Genomic DNA, 25,183 nt, shown 5'->3' with positions numbered 1-25,183 from the left:
CTGGTGGCAAAGCGTGTGCTCGTTGTCGAGGACAACGAACTCAACCTCAAACTTTTTTGCGACCTGCTGCGCGCGCACGGGCACGAAGTGCTGCCCTTGCGCGACGGGCGGGACGTGCTGCGACAGGCGCGGGATTTCCGCCCCGACCTCTTCATCATGGACATCCACCTGCCCCATGTGAGCGGCGTGGACCTCATCATCTCGCTGAAGGCGGACAGGGAATTGTCTCCGGTGCCGATCATGGCCGTCACCGCCTATGCCGGGAAAGGCGACGAGGAGCGCATCCGCGCCGCCGGGGCGCAAGCCTATGTGTCCAAGCCGATCTCCGTGCTGCGCTTCGTCGAGCAGGTGAACGCGCTGCTGTAAGCCGGCGCGCGCCCTCCTCCTTCCACAGGCGACAAGCCAACAAGGAAAGGCCCGTTCCCTGATGGGACGGGCCTTCTTCGTTCGGGCGTCAGCCACGAATCCGATCTTATGGCCAAGGCGGCATCAAGCCGCCCGCCGGATCACTTGATCTTGGCTTCCTTGAACTCGACATGCTTGCGCACGACCGGGTCGTATTTGCGGAAGCTCAGCTTCTCGGTCTTGGTGCGCGGATTCTTCTTGGTGACGTAGAAGAAGCCGGTGTCAGCCGAGCTGACGAGGCGGATCTTGACAGTTGCTGGCTTGGCCATGGCCCTAAAGTCCTGTGAATCTCGTGAAAAAGAAAAGCGGCCCCGTGGGACCGCCCCGTTTCAGCAGCGGCCCTTGCGGCAGATTCGCTTCCCTGTCAAGGGAAAGACCGATGGCCGTGCGCGCAAAACCGGGCGGCGCGCCGGGTTTTTCCGTCCCGCGCCGCTCGAAAATCCCGTCTCCGCTCCCCATCTCCCTGAAATGCCGGTTCGCGGAGCGCACCCTGCTTTACGTGGCGTTAATCATCACGGGCGCAGAATGTCCTTCGGAGCGACAGGACAGGGGAGTCTTCTCCATGCGACATGATCCGATGCAAAGCATTCTTTCCGACCTGCTGGGCCGGGTGGACGGTCTGGCCGGACAGCGCGGCCATCTTTCCGTGCCGCGCTTCCAGGACGAGGTCGATCATATCCGGCATATCGCCCGCGCTTTTCATATCGACACGGTGGAAGGATTGGCCGGGACGCTGGAATCGGCGTTGTCGCTGCATGGGCTGGGTCCGGTGGTGCTGTCCTATCTCGATTTCCTGCGCGACGCCATCGCGGCTGAAATGCCGACCGCCGCGATCCTGTCGCCCGCGGCGGCCGCGCCCGCGACGCCGCTGCGCGCCTGAACGGCTGGAATCCGCGCCGCCGATGGACGCCCTGCTGATCGCGCTGCTCGGCTGCCTGCTCGGCGAGATCGGCGGCAAGAGCCAGCTTCTCGTCCTGGCGCTCGCCGCCCGCTTCGACCGCAACGGCGCGGTGATCGCCGGCATCGTCGTCGCGGCCGCCGCCAATGCCGCGATCTCCGCGGCCGCCGGCGCCTATATCGGTCCGATGCTGGGTTCGGATGCCCGTCTGCTGTTCCTTGCGTTGTCGCTGCTGTTCCTGGGCGCGGGGCTGCTCTGGCCGGTGAAAGCCCCCGATCCGCTGGGCGGGTGGAAGATCGGTGCGTTCCTGACCGCCGCGCTCGGCCTCTTCATCCTGGGCTTTGGCGACGGGCCGCAATTCCTGATCCTGGGCCTTGCCACCCGCACCGCCGATCCGGCGCTCGCCGCCATCGGGGGCGCCATCGGTATCATCGCCGCCTCCGTCCCGGTCGTGCTGCTGCGCGACCGGTTGCTCACCGCCTTGCCCATCCGCGCCATCCGCCTGTGCGGCGGCGGCGTGCTGCTGCTGGCGGGCGCGATCATCGCCCTGTCCGCGCTGGCGCTGCTCTGATCGAGCTTTTCCATCAGGGTGAACGATAATTTCCCATCCGTTCCGGTCGCTTTTATGGCACCTTGGCAGCGCTTGATCATTATATAGGCGGAACCATTCGCAACAGGAGAAACAAGCATGACTGCTGCCGATCTCAAGACCCCGTCCGATCTCAAGAGCAACGCGACCAAGTCGGTGGCGGAGGCGCTGAACGGCGTGCTCGCGGACAGCTATGCGCTCTATTTCAAGACCAAGAACTTCCACTGGCACGTATCCGGCCCGCATTTCCGCGATTATCACCTGATGTTCGACGAGCAGGCGGCCCAGATCCTCACCACCACCGACGCGATAGCCGAGCGCGTGCGCAAGACGGGCAACACCACGCTGCGTTCCATCGGCGATATTTCGCGCCATCAGTCGCTCAAGGACAACGACGCCGATTTCGTCGCGCCCGCCGACATGCTCAAGGAGCTGCGCGAGGACAATCTGAAGCTGGTCGAAGCGCTCCGCGCCGCCAAGGAAGCCGCCACGGAGGCGGGCGACAACGCGACCGAGGGCATTATCGACGACTGGACCGACCAGGCAGAGGAACGCGCCTGGTTCCTGTTCGAGGCCAGCCGCAACGCCTGATCGTGGACGGTATTGAAATGACAGCGCCTTCCGGCCCCGCCGGAGGGCGTTTTTCCTTAGGCGATGATGGCGCTTGCTGATCCGATACGGAATGGCGGTTATGGGCGGATTCCCGCCACGGAGGTTGGATGACCGCAAAGGCCCAACCCCGCCATCCGTCATTCCTCCCGGACCACCTCGATCTTCAGCACCTTGATCGCGCCCGCCTTGCCTCCGAAATCGACGCTCTCGCCTTTTTCCGCCTCCATCATCGCGCGGGCGAGCGGTGCGGAGAAGGCGATGCGTCCTTCCGCCGGGTCGGCTTCGTCATCGCCGACGATGGCGACGGTCTTGTCCTGCCTGCCCAGCCGATAGGCGACGCGCGTGCCGAAGGCGACCGCATCGCCCTGCGCCGCCGGCTGCACCTGCGCCGTCGCCAGCCGCGCGCGCCAGTAACGCAGTTCGCGCTTCAGCTTCTTCGCCTCTTCCTCACCCATGTCCCCGGTGGGGATCGCCTCCAGCGCCTCCACCTTCTCCCGCGTCAGGCGCAGGCCGCGCGCCGTCACCAGATTGGGACCGGGCGGAATGGGAATCTCGAAACTCGGCTCCAGATGCTCCTCATCGCTTTCACGACGAAAGGCGACGCTCATGACATTCTCCTTCTCAAGGCCATGGGCGCCGGAAAATCCGGTCCGGGCCATTCTGTGAGAACGAGCCGGACCCCGCCCGGCTCCAACGGCCGGTCAGTCTTCGTCGAACAGGCCTGCGAGCTGCTCCACCATCGTCCCGCCAAGCTGCTCGGCGTCCATGATGGTGACGGCGCGGCGATAATAGCGCGTCACGTCATGCCCGATGCCGATGGCGACCAACTGCACCGGCGAACGGTTCTCGATCCATTCGATCACCTGGCGCAAATGCCGCTCCAGATAGGTGCCGCTATTGACCGACAGGGTGCTGTCATCGACCGGCGCGCCGTCGGAGATCACCATCAGGATGCGGCGTTCCTCGTTCCGCGCGATCAGCCGGTTATGCGCCCAGAGCAGCGCCTCCCCGTCGATATTTTCCTTAAGCAGCCCCTCGCGCATCATCAGGCCCAGATTCTTGCGCGCCCGCCGCCACGGCTCATCGGCCTTCTTGTAGACGATGTGGCGCAGGTCGTTGAGCCGCCCCGGCATCGGCGGACGCCCCGCCGTCAGCCAGTCCTCGCGGCTCTGCCCGCCCTTCCACGCCCGCGTGGTGAAGCCCAATATCTCCGTCTTGACGCCGCAGCGTTCCAGCGTGCGCGCCATGATGTCGGCGCTGATCGCCGCGATGCTGATCGGCCGCCCGCGCATGGAGCCTGAATTGTCGATCAGCAGCGTCACCACCGTATCGCGGAACTCGGTGTCCCGCTCGATCTTGTAGGAAAGCGAGCGCGTCGGGTCGATCACGATCCGCGCCAGCCGCGCCGCATCCAGCAGCCCTTCCTCCTGATCGAAGTCCCAGCTTCGCGACTGCTGCGCCATCAGCCGTCGTTGGAGGCGATTGGCGAGCTTCGTCACCGCCCCCTGCAAGCTCACCAACTGCTGATCGAGGAAGCCGCGCAGCCGCAGCAACTCGTCCTCGTCGCACAGGTCTTCGGCCGTCACCACCTCGTCATGCAGCAGGGTATAAGCCTTGTAGTCGAACCCCGGCGGCAGGTCGCCCATCGGCCGGTTCGGGCGCACGGGCATCATGCCCTCATCGCCCATCTCGCCGCCGCCTTCCTCGCTGTCGGCGTCGAACTCGTCGCTATAGTCGGTGTCGCCGTCCTCGCTCTCGCCGCCCTGATCCTCGGCCCGCGCCTGCGCATCCATGTCGCTGTCGCCGGGCTGGTCCTCGCCGGAATCCCCTTCTTCCTGTTGTTGCTCTTCCTCTTCGCCTTCCTGCTCCGGCTCCTGCTCCTCGCTTTGGGGCGCCTCCGCATCGACCAGTTGCAGATGCTCCAGCATCGCGGCGGTCAACTGCTGGAAAGCACGCTGGTCGTCGATGGCGAGCGACAGCGCATCCAGATCCGTGCCCGCCTTGTCCTCGATCCACCGGTCCACCATGGCGAGGCCGTCGGCGACCTCCTTCGGCACGGCCTGCCCCGTCAGCCGCTCGCGCACCTTGAGCGCCACCGCCGTCGACAAAGGCACCTCGTCGGCGGAGCGCGCCCGCCGGATCGGATCGGACTTCAACCGCATGTCGAGCGCGTGGTTCAGATTGTCGCGCACCCCCGCCATCGCCCGCGCGCCGATGGCTTCGACCCGCGCCTGCTCGACCGCGTCATAGACCGCCCGCGCCACCACATCCGCCGGAGCCGACGCATTGTGCAGCCGCGCATTATGATGCCGCAGCCTCAGCGCATTGGCGTCGGCGAAGCCGCGCGCCAGCGCCACCTGATCGGCGGGCAGGGTGCGTCCGGGCGTCGGCACCTTGATCGCCTTGCCCGCCATGTGCGGCGCATCGGCGGTGAAGCCCACCTCCACCTCCGCGTCGCGCGCGATGGAGCGCGCCGCGCCGGACAGCACGTCCTTGAAAGCATCGAGGGCGGAGCGTTCGCTCATCGGCCTTCCGGGTCGCCCACGCGCGGCACGGCGATGGTATCGATTTCCGTCCGCACTTCGCTCATCAGCTTGTGGACCGGGCATTTCGCCGCCACCGCGATCAGCTTGCCATATTGCTCGTCGGTCATCGGCCCGCTCAGCGCGATGCGGGTGGTCAGGCGATAGACGCCCTGCCGTTCCCGGCTGTTGTCGCGCTCGACACCGACATGGATGCCTTCGAGCGGGATGCCGTTGCGCTGGGCATACCAGAGCATCGTCATCCCCTTGCACGCGCCCAGTGCCGAGTCATAGAGGTCATGCGGGTCCGGCCCGGTATCATGCCCGTCCGGCGCGCTCATGTCCGCGATCAGTTCATGCCCCCGGATGGATATCCGGTGCGCGGTGCCATCGGGCGCGATCCGTTCGACGACGATCATGGCCTATGCTCCTGCCGGCGGGCCGTTCAGGTGGCCCGGTGCGCCACGCTTTCGGGCAGATCCTTGCCGAACACGCGCTGATAATATTCCGCCACCAGCGGCCGTTCCGCCTCATCGCATTTGTTGAGGAAGCTCAACCGGAAGGCGAAGCCCACATCCTTGAAGATCAGCGCATTCTGCGCCCAGCTTATCACGGTGCGCGGCGACATGACGGTCGAGATATCGCCGTTGACGAAGCCCTGACGGGTGAGTTCCGCCACCTTGATCATGCTCTCCACTTCCTTGCGGCCGCCTTCATGGTCATACTCGCCCGACTTGGCGAGCACCACCTGCGCCTCGGTCGCGGCGGGCAGGTAATTGAGCGCCACCACCAGATTCCAGCGGTCCATCTGTCCCTGGTTGATCTGCTGCGTGCCGTGATAGAGGCCGGTCGTGTCGCCCAGGCCCACGGTGTTGGCGGTCGCGAACAGGCGGAACCAGGGGTTCGGGCGGATGACCCGGTTCTGGTCCAGCAGCGTCATCTTGCCGTCGGTTTCCAGCACGCGCTGGATCACGAACATCACGTCCGGGCGGCCCGCGTCATATTCGTCGAACACCAGCGCGACAGGGCGTTGCAATGCCCATGGCAGCAGCCCTTCGCGGAACTCCGTCACCTGCTGCCCGTCCTTCAGGACAATGGCGTCGCGGCCCACCAGGTCGATGCGGCTGATATGCGCGTCCAGGTTGATGCGGATGCACGGCCAGTTGAGTCGCGCGGCGACCTGCTCGATATGGCTCGACTTGCCGGTGCCGTGATAGCCCTGCACCATCACGCGGCGGTTGAACGCGAAGCCCGCCAGGATCGCCAGCGTCGTGTCCGGATCGAATACATAAGCGGGGTCTAGGTCCGGCACGCGCTCGTCGGCTTCCGAAAAGGCCGGGATCTTCATGTCGACGTCGATGCCGAAGACATCGCGCGCATCGACTTCCCGGTCGGGCGCTTCCATCAGCGTCTCGTCGCGGGTGTCGGGCTGGACGTTGGGAATGTCGGTCATCATCATGTCTCTTCGGTCAAACGAGTCCGCCAAGCCCTAGACCATAGGCCAAGGGCATGTCGAGGGAAGGCAGGGGAATAAGCTGTCCTACAGGCGGGCGCTTGTGGTGGAACAGGGCCGGACCGGCGCAATTGGCTTTGCCCGATCGGTTTCCGTTCGGATGCCGGCATCTAGGCAAAGGCAGGCGCTTTCCGCAGCAATCCATAAGCTTCTATCACCGATTGCAGGGCGCTCTCATGGCTCCGGTCGCCGCCATTATGATCGGGATGATAACGCCGCACCAATTCGGTATAGCGCGCCCGCAGCGCCTTGCGGTCCGCATCGACGGGCAATCCCATCACGCCCAGTGCCCGCCGGTCCTCCTTCGACAGGAACCTGCCGTCGGCCCGCGCGGCATTGTCCCGTTCCGCCTGCGCCTTGCGTTCGCGGAACTTGGCCCCGATGGCGTCCAGCGGATCGGCGAAGTCCGCCCAGCGCGGCGGCGGGCTGGCCGCGTTTGTCGAAAAGGCCCGCGTCTCCCGCTCCCACCCCGCATAGGGGCGCTGGGCGGCGGCGATCTCGTCCGCGCTCATGCCGCTGAAGAAATTATAGCCCTGATTGAACTGCCGCACATGTTCCAGGCACAGCCAGCGCCAGCGCGGCCCTTCATGGCTGGACGCGCTTCCTTCCAGCGGCGGCGCGCGGAACTCCCCCGGCTCCGCGCAGCCATCGGCCGAGCAGGGACGGTCGCTTTCCACGCGGCCATGGAAGCGGTTGAAACGACGGGTCGAGAAGGGGTCGCTGGCCAAGACTGTCCTGATGCAAGTTGCGGCAAAGCCTCTATATAGGAAAGATGACCGACCCAGCAAAAGGCCCCGTGGCCACGGAAATCGAATCCCGCCTGCGCGCGGCCCTCTCGCCCGAACATCTCGCCGTCATCGACGATAGCGAGACGCACCGGGGCCATGCCGGGCATGACGGATCGGGCGAAAGCCATTTCACGGTGGAGGTAGTGTCCGCCCGCTTCACCGGCCAGAACCGGGTGGCGCGGCAACGGCTCGTCAATGCCGCGCTGGCCGACCTGCTGCGGGACAAGGTGCACGCCCTCGCCATTCGGACGAAAGCGCCGGGCGAATAATTCCGAAGGGAAGGATGGATCATGCCGGAAGACTTCATCATTCAAACGATCACGCCGACCAGCCACAATCTCGGCGATTTCCGCGTCCACCGCGCGCTTCCCGCCAGGGAGCGGACCATGGTCGGCCCGTTCATCTTCTTCGATCAGGCCGGGCCTGCCCTGATCGGCCCCGGACAGGGCGTGGACGTGCGGCCTCATCCCCACATCAATCTCGCCACCGTCACCTATATGTATGAAGGCGCGTTCGTGCATCGCGACTCCCTGGGCACGGAACAGCTTATCGAGCCGGGCGCGGTCAACCTGATGACGGCGGGCAAGGGGATCGTCCATTCGGAACGCTCTCCCGATGCCGAGCGCGCCCGCGCCTCCAGGCTCTCCGCGATCCAGACCTGGCTCGCCCTTCCCGACCGCGACGAGGAAATGGACCCCGCCTTCGAGCATGTGGGGGAAGACCGCCTGCCCATCGTCGACTGCGGCCAGGCCCGCGCCCGCGTCATCATGGGCACGCTCTGGGGTCGGAGCGCGCCGGTCACGACCTATGCCGGCACCATCTATGCCGACATTCAATTGTCGCCGGGCGGCAGCGTGCCCATCGATCCGTCGGCGGACGAACGGGCGATCTATGTCTCGGGCGGCGGCGCGGCGCTCGACGGCCTGTTGCTCCAGCCGCAGACCCTCTATGTGCTGCGTCCCGGTGTCAGCGCCACGCTGATGAGCGCCGACGGCGGCCGCGTCGTGCTGTGCGGGGGCGAGGCTTTCACTTCGCCCCGCCATGTCTGGTGGAACTTCGTTTCCTCCACGACCGAGCGCCTGATGCAGGCCCGCGAGGATTGGGAAGCCATGCGCTTTCCCCTGATCCCCGGCGACGATCAGGAATTCATCCCCATCCCGCAGGGCCGCCCCAAGACCGTCAGCTATCCGTGAAGAATGGCTGGCGTTCGAGTGTATTCGCGACCGGCGCCGATGGAAAAATGGAAAGAGGGAGAGAGCCATGATGACATTGCAGCAACTGTCCGACCGCCGCGAGATCGACGATGTGCTGATCGCCTATTGCCACGCCATCGACAGCCACCGCTGGGACGAGCTTGACGACGTGTTCACGCCCGACGCCTTCATCGACTATACCGTTTTCGGCGGGCCGAAGGGCCATTATCCCCAGATCAAGCAGTTCCTGGCGGAGGCGCTTCCATCCTTCGCCTATGCGCAGCATAATATAGCGACCAGCCGGATCACGCTGAACGGCGACCGGGCGGCCGGGCGCACCATCTGCACCAATCCCGTCGGTGTGCGGGAAGCCGATGGCGGCATCCGGCATATGGTCTACGCGCTTTGGTATGTCGATGAATTGGCGCGGACGCCCGCGGGCTGGCGCATCACCAACCGGCGCGAGGAAATCTCCCACACGCTGAACGTGCCGGAGCGGGAGGCGGCGGCGCAGGCTTGAGCGCTCGACAAGGCTCCCTCCCATGGCCTTGGAGCGCGATCCGATCCGATCCAATCGGATCACGCCCCAGCGCCGCATGGGTATGGAAGAGGCGATTACGCCCCTTCGGCCGCCTTGTTGCCCTTGGTCATTTCGGCGAGGCCGGCCGTCGTCACCTGCCCATGCGTGGCCCAGGCGTTGGCATGGCCCAGCGAATGAGTCTGGAAACCGAAATCCAGCGCCTGATGCTGGCCCTGCGCATCGAGCACGGCATTCACCGCGCGCTTCGCCATGCGCATGGCGTGGGGCGGCATCTGCGCGATCTGGCTGGCCAGCGCGAAGGTCGCATCGTCCAGTTCGGCGCGCGGCACGATGCGGTTGATCATGCCCAGGCGCTGCGCCTCCTCGGCGCCCATCCAGCCAGCCGTGAACAGCATTTCCTTGGCTTTGCGCGCGCCCCATTCCCAGGCATGGCCCTGATATTCCACGCCGCCGATGCCCATGCGGGCGACGGGGTCGGAAAAGCGCGCGTCGTCGGCGGCGATGATGATGTCCATCGGCCAGCACAGCATAAGGCCGGCCGCGACGCAGGCGCCCTGGACAGACGCGATGGTGGGCTTGGGAATATCGCGCCACCGACGCGAATAGCCGAAATAATGGGCGGATTCCCAGTCATACATGCGCAGCAGGCCGGTCTGGCTCACATCGTCGAACATGCTCTTCCACGGTTCTTCCTCCAGCACGGCCGGGGCGATGTCGTGGCCGGTAGAGAAATGCTTGCCCTCCGTGCGCAGGACGATGACGCGAACGCCCTCGTCCTCCACCGCCTTGGCATAGGTTTCGTCCAGTTCCTTCAGCAGCGCCGCATTCTGCGCATTGCCCGCCTCGGGCCGGTTGATCGTCACGATCGCGACGCGGTCGCGCACTTCATACATTATATAGCTCATCATATATCTCCTAATCGGGTCGGCCGGGCGGATCGTCCCGGGTCCGCACGTTCCGCAGGTTCAGGCCCCGACCACCTTCTGAATCGAAGTCGCCGTAAAGACCAGCTTGCCGTTCGATTCGCCTCGGCACTGGGTGAAGACAAGCGAGCGTGTGCGCTTGCTCGTCCAGCCATGGACCTCCATCAGCTCGCCCAGCTTGGGGGCGGCGATGAACTGCGTCGAAATTTCGACCGCGACCACGGGCGGCCCGCCCTCGACATAAGCCGTTCCAGCGCAGCCGATCTCCGCCATGCCGGCGATCAGCGAGCCATGCGCCAGGCCCCAGCTATTGACATGATGCTCCTCGATGCGAATGGCCGCGGAGACGACCTCCTCGCCGTCCGCATTCTGCGAGCGGCGGGAATAGACCTTGCCCATATGGTTGATGAATGCGCTGGGCGAGGGTTTGTAGATATAGCCTTCAGGAATCGTGTCGTCGGCCATTTCAATGTCTTCCTCTTCTACTATTACCGCGTCGCGGCCAGGTTCCACATGATCCGGTGCTTTATGCAGGGCAAGCAGGTTGTTACCAATCGCATTCCCGATATGTCGATACGGGATGCGGAAACGGATCGACGGGCGGCATGAAGATGCTTCAATTTTCCTGCCGGTTCGCGCGACAGGACCCGACAGGAGGATGCAATGAACGCTGGCACATATTCGGACACGCGGCATAAGCAGCGCTCAGGTCGGGGGGCAGGCGCATGATGAATCCCGATTCGATCCGTCTGGACGGCCGCATCGCGCTGGTGACGGGCGGCGCGGGAGGCATCGGCCAGGGCATCGCCCTCGCGCTCGCCGCCTTTGGCGCCGATGTGGCGATCATCGATATCGACCGCGACGGGGCCCGCGACACCGTCGCCCGTATCGAGGCGCACGGACGCAGGGCGCTGTTCATCGAACAGAACCTGCTGGAAATCGACGCGATCGAGAATTGCGTCGCGCGGGCGTCCGAAGCGCTGGGCGTCATCGATATCCTCATCAACAATATCGGCGGCACCCGCCCAAAGCGCTTCCTCGAACACAAGCCCGTGAGCCGGGCGCGCCATATCGACCTCAACCTCAACACGATGTTCGCAGCGACCCAGGCGGTGGCCGGCCGGCTTGTCGCGGCGGGCAAGCCGGGGTCGATCGTCAACATTTCCAGCATCGAAGGTTTGCGCGCGGCGCCCCATTATGCGGTCTATTCGGCGGCCAAGGCGGGCATGATAAACTTCTCCCGCAGCCTCGCGCTCGAACTGGGGGAGCATGGCATACGCATCAATACGATCGCCCCGGACATCATCCGGACCAAGGGGGTGGAGGCGCATCGGCCGACCGAGGAGCAGGCACGCCGCTATATCCCGCTTGGCCGCGAGGGCACGCCGGAGGATTGCGCGGGCGCGGCGGTTTTCCTGTGCTCCGACATGGCGCGGTACATCACCGGCAACGTGCTGAACCTGGACGGCGGCACCTATGCATCCAGCGGCTGGAGTCGCGATGACGGGGACAAATGGACCCTGATGCCGAAGATGGCGGGCTGAAGTCCATGGAAGATCATATAGGTGCGATCCGCATGATTTTTTCCGGTCCCGGCCCCTTTTCTATGGCATGGCCCGCAAAGTTGGGCCATTGGCGCTTCGCTTGTCCAAAGGCCGTTCGCCAGAGGTATCCGCAGGGAATCTGATCGTGCAGACATTCACCATCAAACCGTTCGACATGCCGGCCGGGGCGGCCGCGCTTCGCGAGCAGGTGCGCGCCGTCATCAGGGAGCATGTGACGGACGGGGATATCGTGCGCCGCGCCAACTGCTGGCAGGTCAACGATCCGGAGTTCAGCCGCGTGCTGGGCAAGGCCGGCCTCATCGGCATGACCTGGCCCAAGCAATATGGCGGGCATGAGCGCAGCGCCCTGGAACGCTATATCGTGCTGGAGGAACTGCTGTCGGCGGGCGCTCCCGTCGGCGCGCACTGGATCGCCGACCGCCAGACGGCGCCGTTGCTGCTGCGCTACGGCACGGAGGCGCAGCGGCAGCGCTGGGTCCCGGGCATCGCGGCGGGCGAAATCTATGGCTGCATCGGCCTTAGCGAGCCGAATGCGGGGTCCGACCTCGCCTCCGTGCGGTCGAGCGCCCGGCGCGACGGCGATGATTGGGTGCTCAATGGCCAGAAGATCTGGACCACCAACGCCCATATCGCCCACATCATGATCGGCCTGTTCCGCAGTGAGGAAGGGTCGGAACGGAATGCGGGGCTGAGCCAGTTCCTGATCCCGCTGGATACGCCGGGAATCACTATCCGGCCGATCATCAATCTCACCGGGGAGCATGACTTCAACGAGGTTTTCTTCGATGATGTCCGCCTGCCTGCCGACGGACTGGTCGGGACCGAGGGGCAGGGGTGGAGCCAGGCGACGGCGGAACTCTCGCTCGAACGTTCGGGGCCGGAGCGCTATCTGTCCAGCCATGTGCTGGTGACGGAACTGATCCGCCACGCCGGCGGGAGCCAGGATGCCGCGGTCCTCGCCCTCATCGGAAAGCTGGCGAGCGAGGTGTGGACCCTGCGCCAGATGTCGCTGGCCGTGGCGGGCCGGATGGCGGCTGGCGAGGACCCCGCGCTGGAGGCGACGATCGTCAAGGATCTGGGCAACAGCCTGGAGCAGGCGATCCCCTCGCTCATCCAGGCGGTGGTGGAACTCGACCTGTCGTCCGGCGACGCGCTGGCGCTGCTGACCGCGCAGCTTCTTCAGGTTTCCCCCAGCTTCTCTCTGCGCGGCGGCACGCGCGAAATCCTGCGGGGCATTGTGGCAAGGGGGCTCGGCCTGCGATGAACGAACAACAGACCATGCTGGCCGACATGGCCGGATCGCTTTTCAGCGCGCTTTCCCACGGCGCGACTGTCGCAGCCGATTGGGGGCGGATCGAGGAAATGGGTTTTGCCGGCCTGCTGCTGGGCGAGGAGGAGGGCGGTTTTGGCGGCGGCTGGGCCGATGCGGGCATCGTCTTCCGGCTCGCGGGCTATCATGCGCTGGCGCTGCCCCTGGTCGAGGCGGTGGTCGCGGCGCGGCTGGCGGCCGATGCGGGCTTCGCGGGGGACGGGTTCGGCACTCTTGCGGAGAAGACCGAAGGCGGTATCGACGACGGCGGCTTCACCGGTTTCCTGAAGGGCGTGGCCTGGGGCCGGGAGGCGGGCTATGTAGTCGCGCCCTCGCCGTCGGGCGGCGCGATGATCCTGTCCCCCCGGGATGCAGTGATCGAGAAGCGGCAGAATGCTGCCGATGAACCGCGTGATATCCTTCGCTTCTCCGGCGCGCCGGTCGTGCCCGTCGATGCGGACATTTTCGCGCTCGGCGCCGCGGCGCGGTCCATGCAGATGGCGGGCGCGCTCGACGCGGCGCTGGAACTGGCGGTCGGCTACGTCAACGACCGCAAGCAGTTCGGCAAGCCGCTCGGCAAGCTGCAGGCGGTGCAGCAGGCGCTGGCGGTCTTCGCGTGCGAGGCGGCCGCGGCAAACAGCGCGGCGGTGGGGGTGGCGCAGGCGCTCGACCGGGGGGATGCGAGCTTCGAGGTTGCCGCAGCCAAGGCGCGTGCCAACATGGCGGCGGGGCTGGGGACTTCCATCGGACATCAGGCGCATGGCGCCATTGGCTTCACCCATGAATATGGCCTCCATCCGCTGACCCGGCGCCTCTGGTCGTGGCGGTCGGAATTCGGCGGCGAGCATCACTGGACGATGCTGCTCGGCACGCGCATCGCCGCTGCGGGCGCCGACAATTTCTGGGCTGAGATGGTGCGCCGCTCCGATCCGGTTGCATAGGATCGAGCGGCCCTGCCCGGCTGGGCGCGAAATCGCATAAGGTTGGGGGGACTGCGGCGCGAAGCCGCCGTCCGGCGCGGTCCGCAAGATCGCTCCGACAGCCGGACCCCTCGCCTTGCGGATCGTCAGCCCGATCGATGCGGCGTCGCCTCCTCGACAATGAAGTCGTCATCGGCATCGGGATTCTCCAGCAGCTCATCTATGCGGCCTTTTTCGACAAGCTGTTGAACCGCCTCCCAGAGCGCGTTCACGCTGGCGCCATCAAGCATGGCCGGATCGTCGATCCAACGCTTTATCCTGGCGGTCATCTCCGCCAGTTCGCTATTTCTATTGTCTTCCACCTGGAATATCCTCACCTTTTGAGTCTGGTGAGAACCGTTCGCAGGCTTGGGAGGTTCCTCAAAAAATTGCGGCCTCCCTCCCTTCTCGTCGACAGCTTAAGCCATTCTTCGCCGCTGTCGGCGGCGCTCGGCCGCATAGGCCCTACATATCAGTATTATGATTTTCTCGCCCGCTCCCTTCGCTTTAGGGCGGAGAAGGTGCAGGTCTTTTCGACACGCGGGTGCGATCAACGCCCTACAAGATTTGGAGACCAGACGTGACGATCAAGCCGGAGGATGCGGTCCGTTATGAAGTGCGCGACGGTGTCGCGGTTCTCACCATCGACTTTCCGCCGGTGAACGCGCTGGGCGCGCCGATGCGGGAGGGCATGATGGCGCGTCTGGATCAGGCGCTGGCCGATCCGACTGCCGAAGCCATCGTCGTGGTGGGTGCGAACGACAAGTTCATCGCGGGCGCGGATATCCGCGAATTCGGCAAGCCCAAGGTCGGCCCTGAACTATTCACCATTCAGGAAAAGATGGAGCAGTCCCCAAAGCCCATCGTCGCGGCGATTGACGGCCATGCGCTGGGCGGCGGCCTGGAATTCGCGCTCGCGGCCCCGTTCCGCGTGGCCGCGAGCCGGGCCAAGGTCGGTCTCGTGGAAGTCAATCTGGGCCTGCTGCCGGGCGGCGGCGGCACGCAGCGCCTCACGCGCCTTGTCGGACCGGAAGTGGCGCTCGACATGATCCTCAACGCCAGGCATGTGCCCGCGCCCAAGGCGAAGGAACTGGGCATTGTCGATGCCGTGACGGACGGCGACGTGACCGAGGCGGCGATCGCCTTCGCCAGGCAGAAGGCGAAGGAAGGCGGGCCGTGGCCGGTGGCGATCGAACGCACCGACAAGGTGCAGAATGTCGATCCCAAGATCTTCGAGGATATCCGCACCAAGAATGCGGGCAAGTGGAAGGGCACGGTCGCGCCGTTCCAGATCGTCAACTGCGTCGAGGCGGCGACGAAACTGGCGCCGCGTGAGGGGCTGGCCTTCGAGCGCGAAGCCTTCAAGATCTGCAACGATGCGCCCAGCCGCCCCGCGCAGATCCACCTCTTCTTCGCGGAGCGTCAGGCCGCCAAGGTCGACGGCACCGAAGGCATCAAGCCCAAGGCGATCAGGAGCGTGGGCATCATCGGCGCCGGAACGATGGGCGGCGGCATCGCGATGAGCATCGTCAATGCCGGCCTCTCCGTGAAGCTTCTCGACACCACGCAGGAAGCGCTCGACGCGGGCATGGCGCGCGTGACCAAGAATTATCAGACGTCCGTTTCGCGCGGGTCGACCACGCAGGAAAAGGTCGACGCGGCGCTCGCGCGGATCGAAACCGTGCTCGATTATTCGGCCTTCTCGGACGTCGATATGGTGATCGAGGCGGTGTTCGAGAATCTGGAGGTCAAGCATCAGGTCTTCCGCAAGCTCGACAAGGTGTGCAAGCCCGGCGCGATCCTCGCCTCCAACACATCGGCGCTCAACATCGATCGCATCGCAGAGGCCGTATCGCGTCCGGGCGACGTCATCGGCCTGCACTTCTTCTCGCCCGCCAACGTCATGAAGCTGATCGAAGTGGTGCGCGGCGACCTGGCTTCCAAGGAAACCATCGTCACGGCGATGAACTTCGCCAAGACCATCGGCAAGGTGCCGGTGCTGGCCGGAAGCTGCGTGGGCTTCATCGGCAACCGCATCCTGCATCGCTATGGCGCGGAAGGTGATCTGATGCAGCTCGAAGGGGCGACGCCATGGCAGATCGACAACGCGCTCAAGGACTTCGGCTTTCCCATGGGCATCTATCTGATGCGCGACATGGCGGGTCTGGACGTGGGTTGGCTGGTCCGCAAAAACCGGATGAAGGATGGAACGATCGATCCCAATGCAGCGGACTATAACCCGCTGATGGACCGCTTGTGCGAGAAGGGGCGATACGGCCAGAAGACAGGTGCGGGCCTTTACAAATATGACGGCCGCAACGCTGCTCCCGATGCCGAAGTGGAGGCGATGCTCATACAAATTTCCGCAGAAAAGGGTATTACGCGCCGCGCAATCAGTGATGAGGAAATTGTCTGGCGCGTCCTCGCCGCGATGGTGAATGAAGGCGCGAAGATCGTGGAAGAAGGCTATGCCCAGCGCGCGTCCGACATCGATGTCACCTATGCCTTCGGCTACGGCTTTCCCAAATATCGCGGCGGCCCCATGTTCTGGGCCGAGCAGCAGGGCCTCGACAAGGTCTATGCCAAGATCAAGGAATATGAAGTCCAATATCCCCAGCGCTGGAAGCCCGCAAACCTGCTCAAGGATCGGGCCGAAGCCGGCAAAGGGTGGAAGGACTGAGGCAGTGCCGACCGCCAGGTCTGCACTCTTGGATGCCTGGGCGCATGACGACAGGTATTCCAGCCTCTGGGTTTATCCCTGCTGGGCCGTAAAAAGACCGTAGGACGCATCTTCCTGTCCGCGACAACCGAAAATGGAACCAGGGATGTCCTCTACGATGCTTTTGGGATGCGGCACGTCGAACACGAAATCGACAATGAGGAGGCGGTCCGCAATCCGCCATTCGCCTGCACGCCTAGCGAAGCGATCAATGTAGCGGCCGCTTACCATTTCCACCATACGGACGCCGTTTCGCGCATGGCCGTGACGCGATGAAAAATAGGTTTCTACGGCCGCAGCGTCTGGCCCGGACATTTGAATCAACGACTGCCCGAGCAGATGCTGGGTGAGTGTATACTCCTTGGCAAGATGCGGCACGATCCAACGCGCAAATTCATGGGCGTTACCGTCGAATACTCCATGATGGTCCTCCGCCTCGGGCCAGTATGCGCTGGCGATCAACACCGGATCGCCCCGATCTATGCCCCGGCAATAGCGGGCGAGCGCAGCGCGAATGGCGGCCTCGTCCTGCGCCAATGCAAGCGTTCCTGAAATATCCAATTGCCTCTCCTTCCAACTGCTATTGCGCCAGTGCGTTCACCCGATCTTTGATGACGTCGCGATGTGCGGTGAGGAATTGCTCCAGTGTCTGGGGCAATTGCCCGGTCAGGTGCTCGAAGGCATCGCTCTGGACATCTGCCCGACCGAGCCGCGTATTGGAATCCACGGAAGCCGCGAGCGCAGCAAAGGGGGCCGGGACGCCAGCGGCGCTTAAAGCCTCGACAAAAGCCTTCTCCGAGAGCGGAAGCAATTGGATCGACTGGTCGAAGACACGCGAAACAATCTCCACCATCTCCGTTACGGCCATCGGGCTGCCCACAATCTCAAGCATCCCCTCCGCCGGCCTGTCTGCAAGGAGCAAAGCCGCTGCAGCCCGCGCCGCATCATCGCGCGCTATATAGGAGGCGCGTCCGTCACCCGCCGACGTAAGCCAAGTGCCTGAGGCGAGCACAGCAGGAAGCGTCGCCAGCAGATTATCGAGATACCAACCATGCCGCAAAATGCCGTGGGCAATCCCGCTATCCCCAATCAGCGTCTCGGTCGCATAATGGTCGGGCAGGAAGGAAACGGGGCTGTCGGGGCCAGGATTGATCATGGATGTATAAGCGACAAAGCCTACACCGACCCTTTGCGCCGCGGCTACAGCGTTTCCATGCTGCGCGATGCGCAAACCGGGCGTGGCCATCTCGTCGGTTGCAATCATGACCATACGCTCGACGCCAGAAAAAGCCACATCCAGCGATGCCGGGTCATTAAAGTCGCCATGGCGAACGTGGATGCCGCGCGCCTGCCAAGCGGCCAGTGCGTCCGGGTTCCGAGTAACAGCGATCACATGGGAGGCCCCGGCCGAAAGAAGATGCTCGAGCACCTTTTGCCCGAGTTGGCCGGATGCGCCGGTCACGGCTATGGCAGGCTTTGTCATTGGTGGACTCCCAACAGGGTTCTGATTTCATAGTTCTCGCCACCTGGCATCGGGATACGCAGTCCCCCTGTCGCGGTGCTGTCGATTTCATTGGTCGACTTGCCGTTTTCCAGAGCAAAGAGTGGTTCCCCCTCCGTGGCGTGGCCACCGTCGGCGATGAGCCATTCAGCAAGCGAACCTTCCGTCATCGAAATCCCGATCTTGGAAAGCTGGATGTCTATCGCCATCAAAGCTTGCCTTGCTCAACGAGTTTTTGCGCTGCGTTAGCAATCCGCGCCGGGCTTGGAATGAAGGCGTCTTCCAGCGACTTTGCGAACGGCACAGGGGTGAAAGGTGCACCGATCCGCTCCACCGGCGCTTTGAGTCGACCAAAGAACTCGCTGCTCAGCGTGGCTGCGACTTCGGCGCCCGGTCCAAAAGGCTTGACCGCCTCATGGACTACAAGAGCCCGGCCAGTCTTGGCGACAGATGCGAACACGGTTTCCTGATCCCAGGGCGATATCGTCCGCAAGTCAATGATCTCCGCCGAAATGCCCGCTTGCGACAATATCTTGGCGGCCTGCAACGCGCGATCGGCCATCGCAGAATAAGCGATAATCGTGATGTCCTTACCTTCGACCGCAACGCGCGCCTTGCCGAGCGGGACACGGTGACCGGACACTGGCGCCGGTCCTTTGTTGCCGTAGCTGATGAGGTTCTCAATGAAAATCACCGGGTCAGGATCGTCGATGGCCGATCGCAACAGCCCGTAAGCATCCTCGGGTGTCGAGGGCGCGACAACCTTCAGCCCTGCGGTGTGGGCGAACCAGCCTTCCAGATAATCGGCATGCTGGCCGCCAGTCGAAGCGCCTGCTCCGGTCATCGTTCTGATCACCATGGGCACGCTTGTCTTCCCGCCGGACATGTAGCGTAGCTTGGCGGCATGATTGACGATCATGTCCATCGCAACGGTCACAAAGTTCATCAACATGATTTCGGCTACCGGCTTCCAACCGGCGATTGCCGCGCCAATGCTGGCACCGATGATCGCTTGCTCGGAGATTGGCGTGGATCGCACGCGATCGTCCCCGAAACGTTTCGACAGGCCGGCGGTGACGCCCACGATGCCCCCGCCTTCGGCATCGCCTACATCCTCGCCGAGCACGAATACACGTTCATCATCTGCCAGAGCATCGGCAAGCGCCGCATTGATCGCCTGGAGTATCGTGATCCTATGCGTATTGATCGCGGTGTCCACAATAGCGTCGTTCATGCCGCAGCTCCTTCCGCATAGACATCGGTGGTGAGTTCTTCCTCGCCTGGCATCGGCGAAGCGAGGGCATATTCGACAGCCTCGTCGAGTGCGGCTTCGATTTCGGTTTCGATGCGCGACAGGCTTTCTTCGGTCGCAAAGCCACCGGCAATAAGGGAAGCGCGGTAGATTGGCACAGGATCCGCCTCCATCGCCGCCTTCTTGCGAGCGGGGTCCATATAGGCGTCGTCGTCGCCATAGATATGTCCATGGAAACGAAAGGTCATGGCTTCGATCAGTGTCGGCCCGCCGCCATTCCGCGCCCGTTCTATCGCTTCGAGCGTTACAGCATGGACAGCCAGAGGGTCATTACCATCAACCCGGACGCCGGGCATATTGTAGGCAATTGCGCGGTCGGCGATCCGTAATGCCGAGGTCGCTTTTTCATAGGTCGTGTGCTCTCCATATTGATTGTTTTGGCAGAGGAAGATCGCCGGCAACTTCCAGACCGACGCCATGTTCAGCGCTTCGTGAAAGGCCCCGATATTGGATGCGCCATCACCGAAGGTCGCCACAGCAACCCGTCCGTCACCCGAGAGCTGTGCAGCCAAAGCAAGACCGTTCGCGATTGGCATGGAGGATCCCACGATACCGGTTGTCACCATGATACCCTTGTCAGGGGACGTCAGGTGCATCGGACCGCCCTTGCCCTTGCAGGAGCCATCGATCCTGCCTGCGATCTCGGCCCAGAGTTCCTTGAGCGGCAAGCCTTTGGCCAGCATGTCGTGAATGCCGCGATAAATCGTGCATAGATAATCCCGATCGGTCAGATTGACCGCCAGGGCAGCTGGGATGCACTCCTGCCCACGATAGCTATAATAGGGCATCATCAGGCGGCCAGTCTTGATGACCTTGCGGCTACGCTCGTCATTCGCCTTCAGCAACGCCATACGCCGGTAAATCTCGACACGGGTTTCGCCGTCCACGGCGTAATTATCGTTCATTCGTCGCGTTCCCTGTATTGATAATAGGCGGTTTTAATCCGCAGGCGGCATGTTGCTTCCGCACGCATGTCTCGCGCCGATAAACGCGAAAACCATCGATGCACCGATGCTTGCACCCGCGCCGAGATAATGGCGCCCCATCACGGACGCGGTCGAATTGCCTGTTGCATATAGGCATTCGATGGTGGTGCCATCATGGCGCAGCACGCGCGCAAAAGTGTCTGTCATGAGGCCCCCGGCGGTGCCCACATCCACGGGCACGATACGCACCGCGAAAAAGGGTCCCTTCTCGATCGTGCCAAGACAAGGATTGGGATGATGGGCGGGATCTCCATTATGACGGTTATGCGCGCTGTAGCCGCGCCGGAAGTCCTCATCGACACCCTTGGCAGCAAATCCGTTGAATCGCTGAATGGTGGCAGCAAGGCCCACCCGATCGATTCCACACGCCCTGGCGATCTCATCGATCGTATCGGCCTTAATCATATACCCGCTTTCGAGCCAGTCCGCTGGCGTGCGACCGGGTGGAACGCCACCCCAAGGATATCGCTGGCGGTGGCGACTGTCGAAGACCGCCCATGCCGGAACGGCTTTTGCGGCGAACATGCGCTGGCCAAATTCCATATAAGCGCCAGCTTCATTCCCAAACCGATTTCCCAGGGGATCCACAACAATGCAATGTGGCTTTCCGGTATCTCCTGGAACGTGGAAAGCGCGAAAATTGCCCTGCATATCGGCGGAGCCTGGCACCCACCAGGCTTCGTTCATCAAATCGGTTTCAGCGCCAAGCGCGGTCGCCATACCGATCATTTCACCCGTATCGCCGGGGTTCGAGGTAGACCAGCCAGGCTCAAGCGGTTTGGGCTGATACTGCTCGCGCATGGCCTGATTATGCGAAAAGCCGCCCGCATTGATAAGAACGCCGTGTCGGGCGAGAATGGTCTTGCGCATCCCGTCCTCTATCACCTCTACGCCGGTCACACGGCCGTCATCGGTTACGAGCGCAACGACGCCGGTCGACAAGCGGAGGGGAATCTTCTCCCGCAACAAAATTTCGAATAACCGGGCCTGAAGCGCGTTGCCCGATTTCCGAAGCTTTTTCCCCGATATGGTTTGCCAGAGTATCCGCGCGGCCACCTTCAACGCTGTCCAGCGGCCTCTCCAGGTCGTCTTGGCGACGCTGAGCGAACTGAATTCCTCCACGCCGATCGGCAGCGGCGGCCACAGCGGGAAACGAGCGAGCCGATCAGCAAGATCGCCCAGTTTCTTGATGTCAACGGTCGGCACGACAAGCGAACGCCCTTCGGCGAGTCCGCCAGGTTCGTCGCTATAATAGTCAGGCCAGTGAGCGTGCTTGAAGCGCATTCCACGCTCTTCAAGAAAGTGAACCATGATCGGTGCATTGCCGATGAACGCTTTGCGGCGCTCGATCGAGGATGCCGGCCCGACTTCGCCGACTATGGCGTCGAAATAGGTCATTGCCTTTTCGGACGTATCCCGGTCGCCCAGATACGGGTTGAGCGGCAACCAAGCCACCCCGCCCGAATAGGACGTGGAACCGCCGAACGCATCCTGCTTCTCGAGAATGACCGCGGATTTTCCTGCCGCTTTCGCCGCAAGCGCGGCCGGGACGGAACCGGCACCGCTTCCGATCACTATGAAGTCAAATTGTTCAGTCGCCACCCTGTTCTTCCTGTGTTCTGAAGACCTCGCCCCGAAGGGCGAGGTCGGTCCGATCAGAATGCGTAACTGAATTCCGCGCCGAATGTGCGGGGCGGCGCGTAGCTCACGCCATCGGCAAAGGCGGTGATAAACGCACCTTGGATGGTAGCCTTATTGGTGAGATTTTTGCCGAACACGGCCAGCGTCATGCCGCTGTCATCGGGACTCCACGCGATACGGGCACCCAATGTGGTGTAGGCAGGCTGTAAGATACGATTGTTATTGTCGAAGTAGAAACGGTCGCTGTGGTATAATTGACCGCTCAGGTTCAGCTTGCCCCCGGCAAATTCCGTTTCATAATCCGCGCTTATATTGAGCGTCCAGTTCGGCGCCCGCACTTCGTGCTTGCCGGCAAGATTGGCAACCGTAGTGAAGTTGCCGCCGGTGGCGACGCCATCGCCATCCGTTATCGGAATCGTGATTGACCCGTTGGGGAAAGAGCTGAACTTGGCGCTCAGGATCGACAGGCCAGTCCGCACGGTGAGTCCGGAAATGGGCGTCAAAACCGCTTCGGCATCAATGCCTTTGTTATGCGCGGCAGCAGCATTTTGAACGACGGCGACCGGAATGCCATTGACGAACGCATAGGCATTAACCTGAATGTCCTTATAGTCATAGTAGAAGGCCGCGAGAGAAAAATCGAGCCAAGATGTAGGCTTAGATTTAATTCCGACCTCATAAGCATATATTTTTTCCGGATCCACATACGTTGAATCACCTGGATTAGACGTATTAAAAGATCCGCTCTTGAACCCTTGGCTATAGGTAAAATAAACGTTAGTTTTATCTGCTACCTTGTATTTTACCGCCACACGTGGCGTGACGTTGCTAAAGCTCTTCTCTCCAGTAGGAACCAAGGAGGGAGCTGCCCCTCCCAAGGCGCCGAGCGCACTTGTATAGGTGCGTTTTTCATCGCTGTAGCGAAGGCCACCGATCAACTGAAGGCGGTCGGTCGGGTTGAGGTAGACCTCCCCGAAAGCCGCATAGGCCTTGGTATCTTGCCGTCCGTAAATGGCAAAGCTCGTCGTCGACGAAAGCGTGATCCCTAAAGGATCGAACTGACCATAAGCATTATAGTAAAAGATGCCCACGCTATAGTCGATCAAATGACCATGCATTGAGCTCAGGGTCAGTTCTTGGGAGAAAGAACGATCAGTGGAGTGCGAACGATATTGGGCGCCCGTGTCGTCGGGCGTGTAGGAATAATCGCCATCGATCCTCGAAAATGAAGTCGATTTCTGATAGGCGGTAATCGACGTGAGGGTCACCGCATCCAGATCGACCGTTCCCTTCAGCGAGAAACCATGCTGACGCACCACGTTGCTCGCAAGGTTCATCGCCGTGTCGTAAGGGCGCGTTGGAATGACAACGGTCGGATCCTGCGCATATTGGGTATTGCCGTTGAGCGGCAGGCCGCGATTGGTCGATCCGTCCTTCCGATAGGACGCAAAGCCGGTAGCCAGAAAGGAAATCCGATCGGTCGGGTCAAAGCGCAGCTTGCCACGCACCAGCCAGGATTCGTCTCCGCCGACACGCGCGCCGTCATTGAGAAGATCGTGATTATATCCGTCTGACCGCCGGTAATAACCGGCAACGCTCGCCGCGAGCTTGTCCGCGACGATCGGCGCGCTGACAAAGCCTTTCGCGATCGCTTCATTGAAGCTGCCATAGCTCGCAACAAACTTGCCCGTCGTGGTGTAGCTCGGGCTGCGGGTAAAGACCCGGATTGCGCCCCCGGTTGCATTGCGACCAAAAAGTGTGCCTTGCGGCCCCTTGAGAACCTCGATCCGCTCGACATCGGGCAGGTCGAGCGTTCCGGTGAGTTGGCTGGGCTGGTAGACGTCGTCCAGATAGGTAGCAACGTTCACGTCGACACCGGCTGTGGTAAGTTGCGTCGTTACGCCGCGAATGGCGGGAATGGAGAAAGCGCCGACCCGGTCCATCTTGAGACCAGGAGTCAGAGCAGTCAGATCGCGCGTGTCCGTCGCGCCCGCTTTCTGGAGCTGTTCGCCGGTCTGCGCGCTGATCGAGAGCGGAACATCGCGCGCGATCTGGCTTTGCCGCTGCGCTGTCACAATGATCTCGCCATTGCTTTCAGACGGCCGTTGCTCGGGCGCGGTGGCGATCGCCGACGTATCCTGTGCATAGGCGGCAATAGGCCCTAATGCCGCGCCATAAAGCAAAAACAATGCACTCTCGCGGATATGCTTTACGCGATTCCCACAATTATTAATAGATTTCATAATATCCCCTCCTATATTAAATTTTATTCTGGTTTACTTTTATATTTAAATCGCAAACCTATAATAAAATTATGGAATTATTTTCCGATATATTCTCTCAGATTTTTGTGAAGATTGAATATCTGCCTTTCCTGCACGGGACTTATCCGCGATCCCGCAAATGACCTGGACGCCATTCCCGCCTGCACTTTCTCGATGTTGCGCAAATCCTGAACCAACAGAGACGGAATTTTATCGATATTTTCGCGCCAATCTTCGAAGAATTCGCTGGTCGGTGCAGGCGGATTTTCCGGATTGCAACGGATCAAGCCCCACATGTCGAAAATGCAGCGATCGTTGCGCTTCCCATCCGGACGGGACCGAAAGACGAGCGTGGAATCGAGTGAGAAGACGAGCACCATATTGGGAAAGATGTTCCAATCCACGCCAAGACCGGCCGCTTGCTCGTCGCTGACTTCCGGCCAGCCGGCTCCTTCGGCTTCCGCGGCTTCGCGCATGAAGCGTAGTCCCGCTATATGAATATCGATAAGACTGGCATCCGGCGGCAACTCGGTCAGAATGCGGCCGACAGCATCCGCCGAGCGCCCGCTTGCTGAGCCAACGCGATCAACGTCCCCACCCGTCTGCTTCGCCAACTCCTGGATCGCGGTTACGTAATTCTGACGGAAATCTTTAGCCCGCCTTATTCACCAAAAGTGTCCTGAAGGGTTGGCGGGAGTGGCGTAAGCCTCTGATCTGAATTAGGAACTGGGTGTCTAAGCCGAACCTGCCGCAGGGCAGAAAATGCCACGGGCCACACCCGCCATGAACGATGATATCGCAAGCTCATTTGGATTCCCAGCAGTCGGCCGCAAGAAAATCACAGCTGCGTTCGACGGTGGCCGGCTTACCTCGGATGGCGGTGTTCTACTGCTTGCACAGGCCGAGCGCGCGATGGGGATTTGCCAGCGCCTGGCGGCTTGTA

General features: G+C 62.4%; 29 protein-coding genes. 12 read left to right on the top strand and 17 right to left on the bottom strand.

The features are described 5' to 3' along the window. Window positions 1-3 precede the first annotated feature (3 nt). The gene (locus IQ35_RS09395) at window positions 4-366 is read left to right on the top strand and encodes a response regulator (protein WP_021245959.1); all 363 of its coding nucleotides are present in this window, start codon (window positions 4-6) and stop codon (window positions 364-366) included. A gap of 140 nt (window positions 367-506) precedes the next feature. Here IQ35_RS09395 and rpmG read toward each other — a convergent pair whose 3' ends face one another. Next, window positions 507-674 (bottom strand): 50S ribosomal protein L33, encoded by a 168-nt coding sequence (gene rpmG / locus IQ35_RS09390; protein ID WP_007687342.1) that lies wholly within the window; start codon window positions 672-674, stop codon window positions 507-509. A gap of 293 nt (window positions 675-967) precedes the next feature. On the opposite strand from rpmG, the gene IQ35_RS09385 reads away from it, so the two are divergent. From IQ35_RS09385 to IQ35_RS09375, 3 genes are all read left to right on the top strand, one after another. Continuing rightward, the gene (locus IQ35_RS09385; protein WP_145072887.1) at window positions 968-1,285 is read left to right on the top strand and encodes a hypothetical protein; all 318 of its coding nucleotides are present in this window, start codon (window positions 968-970) and stop codon (window positions 1,283-1,285) included. A gap of 22 nt (window positions 1,286-1,307) precedes the next feature. Further along, window positions 1,308-1,874 carry a TMEM165/GDT1 family protein gene (locus IQ35_RS09380; protein WP_145072884.1) on the top strand — a complete coding sequence of 189 codons (567 nt, stop codon included), beginning with the start codon at window positions 1,308-1,310 and terminating at the stop codon, window positions 1,872-1,874. Window positions 1,875-1,991: 117 nt separating this feature from the next. Then, a complete protein-coding gene (locus tag IQ35_RS09375) occupies window positions 1,992-2,483 on the top strand; it encodes a Dps family protein (RefSeq protein ID WP_021245963.1) in 492 nt (163 codons plus the stop codon). Window positions 2,484-2,641: 158 nt separating this feature from the next. Here IQ35_RS09375 and IQ35_RS09370 read toward each other — a convergent pair whose 3' ends face one another. From IQ35_RS09370 to IQ35_RS09350, 5 genes are all read right to left on the bottom strand, one after another. Continuing rightward, window positions 2,642-3,112 (bottom strand): GreA/GreB family elongation factor, encoded by a 471-nt coding sequence (locus IQ35_RS09370; protein ID WP_021245964.1) that lies wholly within the window; start codon window positions 3,110-3,112, stop codon window positions 2,642-2,644. Window positions 3,113-3,205: 93 nt separating this feature from the next. After that, a complete protein-coding gene (gene cobT / locus IQ35_RS09365; RefSeq protein WP_021245965.1) occupies window positions 3,206-5,029 on the bottom strand; it encodes a cobaltochelatase subunit CobT in 1,824 nt (607 codons plus the stop codon). Next, window positions 5,026-5,445, bottom strand: a complete 420-nt coding sequence (locus IQ35_RS09360; RefSeq protein ID WP_021245966.1) for an OsmC family protein — start codon at window positions 5,443-5,445, stop codon at window positions 5,026-5,028. Before IQ35_RS09360 ends, cobT begins: the two co-directional genes overlap by 4 nt. A 26-nt stretch (window positions 5,446-5,471) precedes the next feature. Beyond that, on the bottom strand, window positions 5,472-6,479 hold the full coding sequence (gene cobS / locus IQ35_RS09355; protein ID WP_145073239.1) for a cobaltochelatase subunit CobS: 1,008 nt from the start codon (window positions 6,477-6,479) through the stop codon (window positions 5,472-5,474). Window positions 6,480-6,649: 170 nt separating this feature from the next. Continuing rightward, entirely contained in the window at window positions 6,650-7,267 is a 618-nt protein-coding gene (locus IQ35_RS09350) for a J domain-containing protein (protein ID WP_021245968.1), read from the bottom strand. A gap of 44 nt (window positions 7,268-7,311) precedes the next feature. On the opposite strand from IQ35_RS09350, the gene IQ35_RS09345 reads away from it, so the two are divergent. The 3 genes from IQ35_RS09345 to IQ35_RS09335 all read left to right on the top strand — a co-directional run bounded on the left by IQ35_RS09345 (window position 7,312) and on the right by IQ35_RS09335 (window position 9,040). Next, window positions 7,312-7,596, top strand: a complete 285-nt coding sequence (locus IQ35_RS09345) for a BolA family protein (protein WP_145072881.1) — start codon at window positions 7,312-7,314, stop codon at window positions 7,594-7,596. Window positions 7,597-7,617: 21 nt separating this feature from the next. Then, the gene (locus IQ35_RS09340) at window positions 7,618-8,520 is read left to right on the top strand and encodes a pirin family protein (protein ID WP_021245970.1); all 903 of its coding nucleotides are present in this window, start codon (window positions 7,618-7,620) and stop codon (window positions 8,518-8,520) included. Window positions 8,521-8,587: 67 nt separating this feature from the next. Then, on the top strand, window positions 8,588-9,040 hold the full coding sequence (locus tag IQ35_RS09335) for a nuclear transport factor 2 family protein (RefSeq protein WP_021245971.1): 453 nt from the start codon (window positions 8,588-8,590) through the stop codon (window positions 9,038-9,040). Window positions 9,041-9,135: 95 nt separating this feature from the next. Here the strand turns inward: IQ35_RS09335 and IQ35_RS09330 are convergent, their stop codons facing one another. Both IQ35_RS09330 and IQ35_RS21050 read right to left on the bottom strand, forming a co-directional pair. Then, on the bottom strand, window positions 9,136-9,969 hold the full coding sequence (locus tag IQ35_RS09330; protein ID WP_059140340.1) for an enoyl-CoA hydratase: 834 nt from the start codon (window positions 9,967-9,969) through the stop codon (window positions 9,136-9,138). Window positions 9,970-10,026: 57 nt separating this feature from the next. Beyond that, complete coding sequence (locus IQ35_RS21050) at window positions 10,027-10,449, bottom strand: PaaI family thioesterase (protein ID WP_021245973.1); 423 nt, start codon at window positions 10,447-10,449, stop codon at window positions 10,027-10,029. A gap of 260 nt (window positions 10,450-10,709) precedes the next feature. On the opposite strand from IQ35_RS21050, the gene IQ35_RS09320 reads away from it, so the two are divergent. The 3 genes from IQ35_RS09320 to IQ35_RS09310 all read left to right on the top strand — a co-directional run bounded on the left by IQ35_RS09320 (window position 10,710) and on the right by IQ35_RS09310 (window position 13,799). Beyond that, the gene (locus tag IQ35_RS09320) at window positions 10,710-11,528 is read left to right on the top strand and encodes an SDR family NAD(P)-dependent oxidoreductase (RefSeq protein WP_242003314.1); all 819 of its coding nucleotides are present in this window, start codon (window positions 10,710-10,712) and stop codon (window positions 11,526-11,528) included. A gap of 145 nt (window positions 11,529-11,673) precedes the next feature. After that, complete coding sequence (locus tag IQ35_RS09315) at window positions 11,674-12,813, top strand: acyl-CoA dehydrogenase family protein (protein WP_242003313.1); 1,140 nt, start codon at window positions 11,674-11,676, stop codon at window positions 12,811-12,813. Next, on the top strand, window positions 12,810-13,799 hold the full coding sequence (locus IQ35_RS09310) for an acyl-CoA dehydrogenase family protein (protein ID WP_145072875.1): 990 nt from the start codon (window positions 12,810-12,812) through the stop codon (window positions 13,797-13,799). Before IQ35_RS09315 ends, IQ35_RS09310 begins: the two co-directional genes overlap by 4 nt. A 125-nt stretch (window positions 13,800-13,924) precedes the next feature. Here the strand turns inward: IQ35_RS09310 and IQ35_RS09305 are convergent, their stop codons facing one another. Beyond that, the gene (locus tag IQ35_RS09305; RefSeq protein WP_021245977.1) at window positions 13,925-14,140 is read right to left on the bottom strand and encodes a hypothetical protein; all 216 of its coding nucleotides are present in this window, start codon (window positions 14,138-14,140) and stop codon (window positions 13,925-13,927) included. Between the two features lie 257 nt (window positions 14,141-14,397). Between IQ35_RS09305 and IQ35_RS09300 the strand changes: the two genes are divergently transcribed. Beyond that, complete coding sequence (locus tag IQ35_RS09300; RefSeq protein ID WP_242003273.1) at window positions 14,398-16,497, top strand: 3-hydroxyacyl-CoA dehydrogenase NAD-binding domain-containing protein; 2,100 nt, start codon at window positions 14,398-14,400, stop codon at window positions 16,495-16,497. A 72-nt stretch (window positions 16,498-16,569) separates the two neighbouring features. Here IQ35_RS09300 and IQ35_RS09295 read toward each other — a convergent pair whose 3' ends face one another. From IQ35_RS09295 to IQ35_RS09260, 8 genes are all read right to left on the bottom strand, one after another. After that, on the bottom strand, window positions 16,570-17,097 hold the full coding sequence (locus IQ35_RS09295) for a nuclear transport factor 2 family protein (RefSeq protein WP_021245921.1): 528 nt from the start codon (window positions 17,095-17,097) through the stop codon (window positions 16,570-16,572). Between the two features lie 19 nt (window positions 17,098-17,116). Then, complete coding sequence (locus IQ35_RS09290; RefSeq protein ID WP_199739932.1) at window positions 17,117-18,019, bottom strand: NAD(P)H-binding protein; 903 nt, start codon at window positions 18,017-18,019, stop codon at window positions 17,117-17,119. Beyond that, complete coding sequence (locus IQ35_RS09285; RefSeq protein ID WP_145072872.1) at window positions 18,016-18,246, bottom strand: biotin/lipoyl-containing protein; 231 nt, start codon at window positions 18,244-18,246, stop codon at window positions 18,016-18,018. Before IQ35_RS09285 ends, IQ35_RS09290 begins: the two co-directional genes overlap by 4 nt. Then, window positions 18,246-19,271 (bottom strand): alpha-ketoacid dehydrogenase subunit beta, encoded by a 1,026-nt coding sequence (locus IQ35_RS09280; protein WP_184205147.1) that lies wholly within the window; start codon window positions 19,269-19,271, stop codon window positions 18,246-18,248. The genes IQ35_RS09285 and IQ35_RS09280 overlap by 1 nt, the downstream gene beginning before the upstream one ends. Then, entirely contained in the window at window positions 19,268-20,254 is a 987-nt protein-coding gene (locus IQ35_RS09275) for a thiamine pyrophosphate-dependent dehydrogenase E1 component subunit alpha (protein WP_199739931.1), read from the bottom strand. Before IQ35_RS09275 ends, IQ35_RS09280 begins: the two co-directional genes overlap by 4 nt. A gap of 33 nt (window positions 20,255-20,287) precedes the next feature. Then, complete coding sequence (locus IQ35_RS09270; protein ID WP_145072869.1) at window positions 20,288-21,937, bottom strand: FAD-binding protein; 1,650 nt, start codon at window positions 21,935-21,937, stop codon at window positions 20,288-20,290. A gap of 53 nt (window positions 21,938-21,990) precedes the next feature. Continuing rightward, window positions 21,991-24,219 (bottom strand): TonB-dependent receptor, encoded by a 2,229-nt coding sequence (locus IQ35_RS09265; RefSeq protein ID WP_145072865.1) that lies wholly within the window; start codon window positions 24,217-24,219, stop codon window positions 21,991-21,993. Between the two features lie 77 nt (window positions 24,220-24,296). Next, window positions 24,297-24,854: an SRPBCC family protein gene (locus tag IQ35_RS09260; protein ID WP_145072862.1), complete on the bottom strand. Its 558-nt coding sequence runs from the start codon at window positions 24,852-24,854 to the stop codon at window positions 24,297-24,299. A 169-nt stretch (window positions 24,855-25,023) separates the two neighbouring features. Here IQ35_RS09260 and IQ35_RS09255 point away from each other — a divergent pair. Next, window positions 25,024-25,183, top strand: a 160-nt coding sequence (locus IQ35_RS09255) for a transposase (RefSeq protein WP_242003321.1), incomplete at its 3' end; no start/stop codon positions are given.

Source organism: Sphingobium wenxiniae (assembly GCF_007830065.1).
Classification (GTDB): domain Bacteria; phylum Pseudomonadota; class Alphaproteobacteria; order Sphingomonadales; family Sphingomonadaceae; genus Sphingobium; species Sphingobium wenxiniae.
The sequence above is the reverse complement of the archived record's forward strand: the minus strand, read 5'-3'. Positions and strand labels throughout refer to the sequence as shown.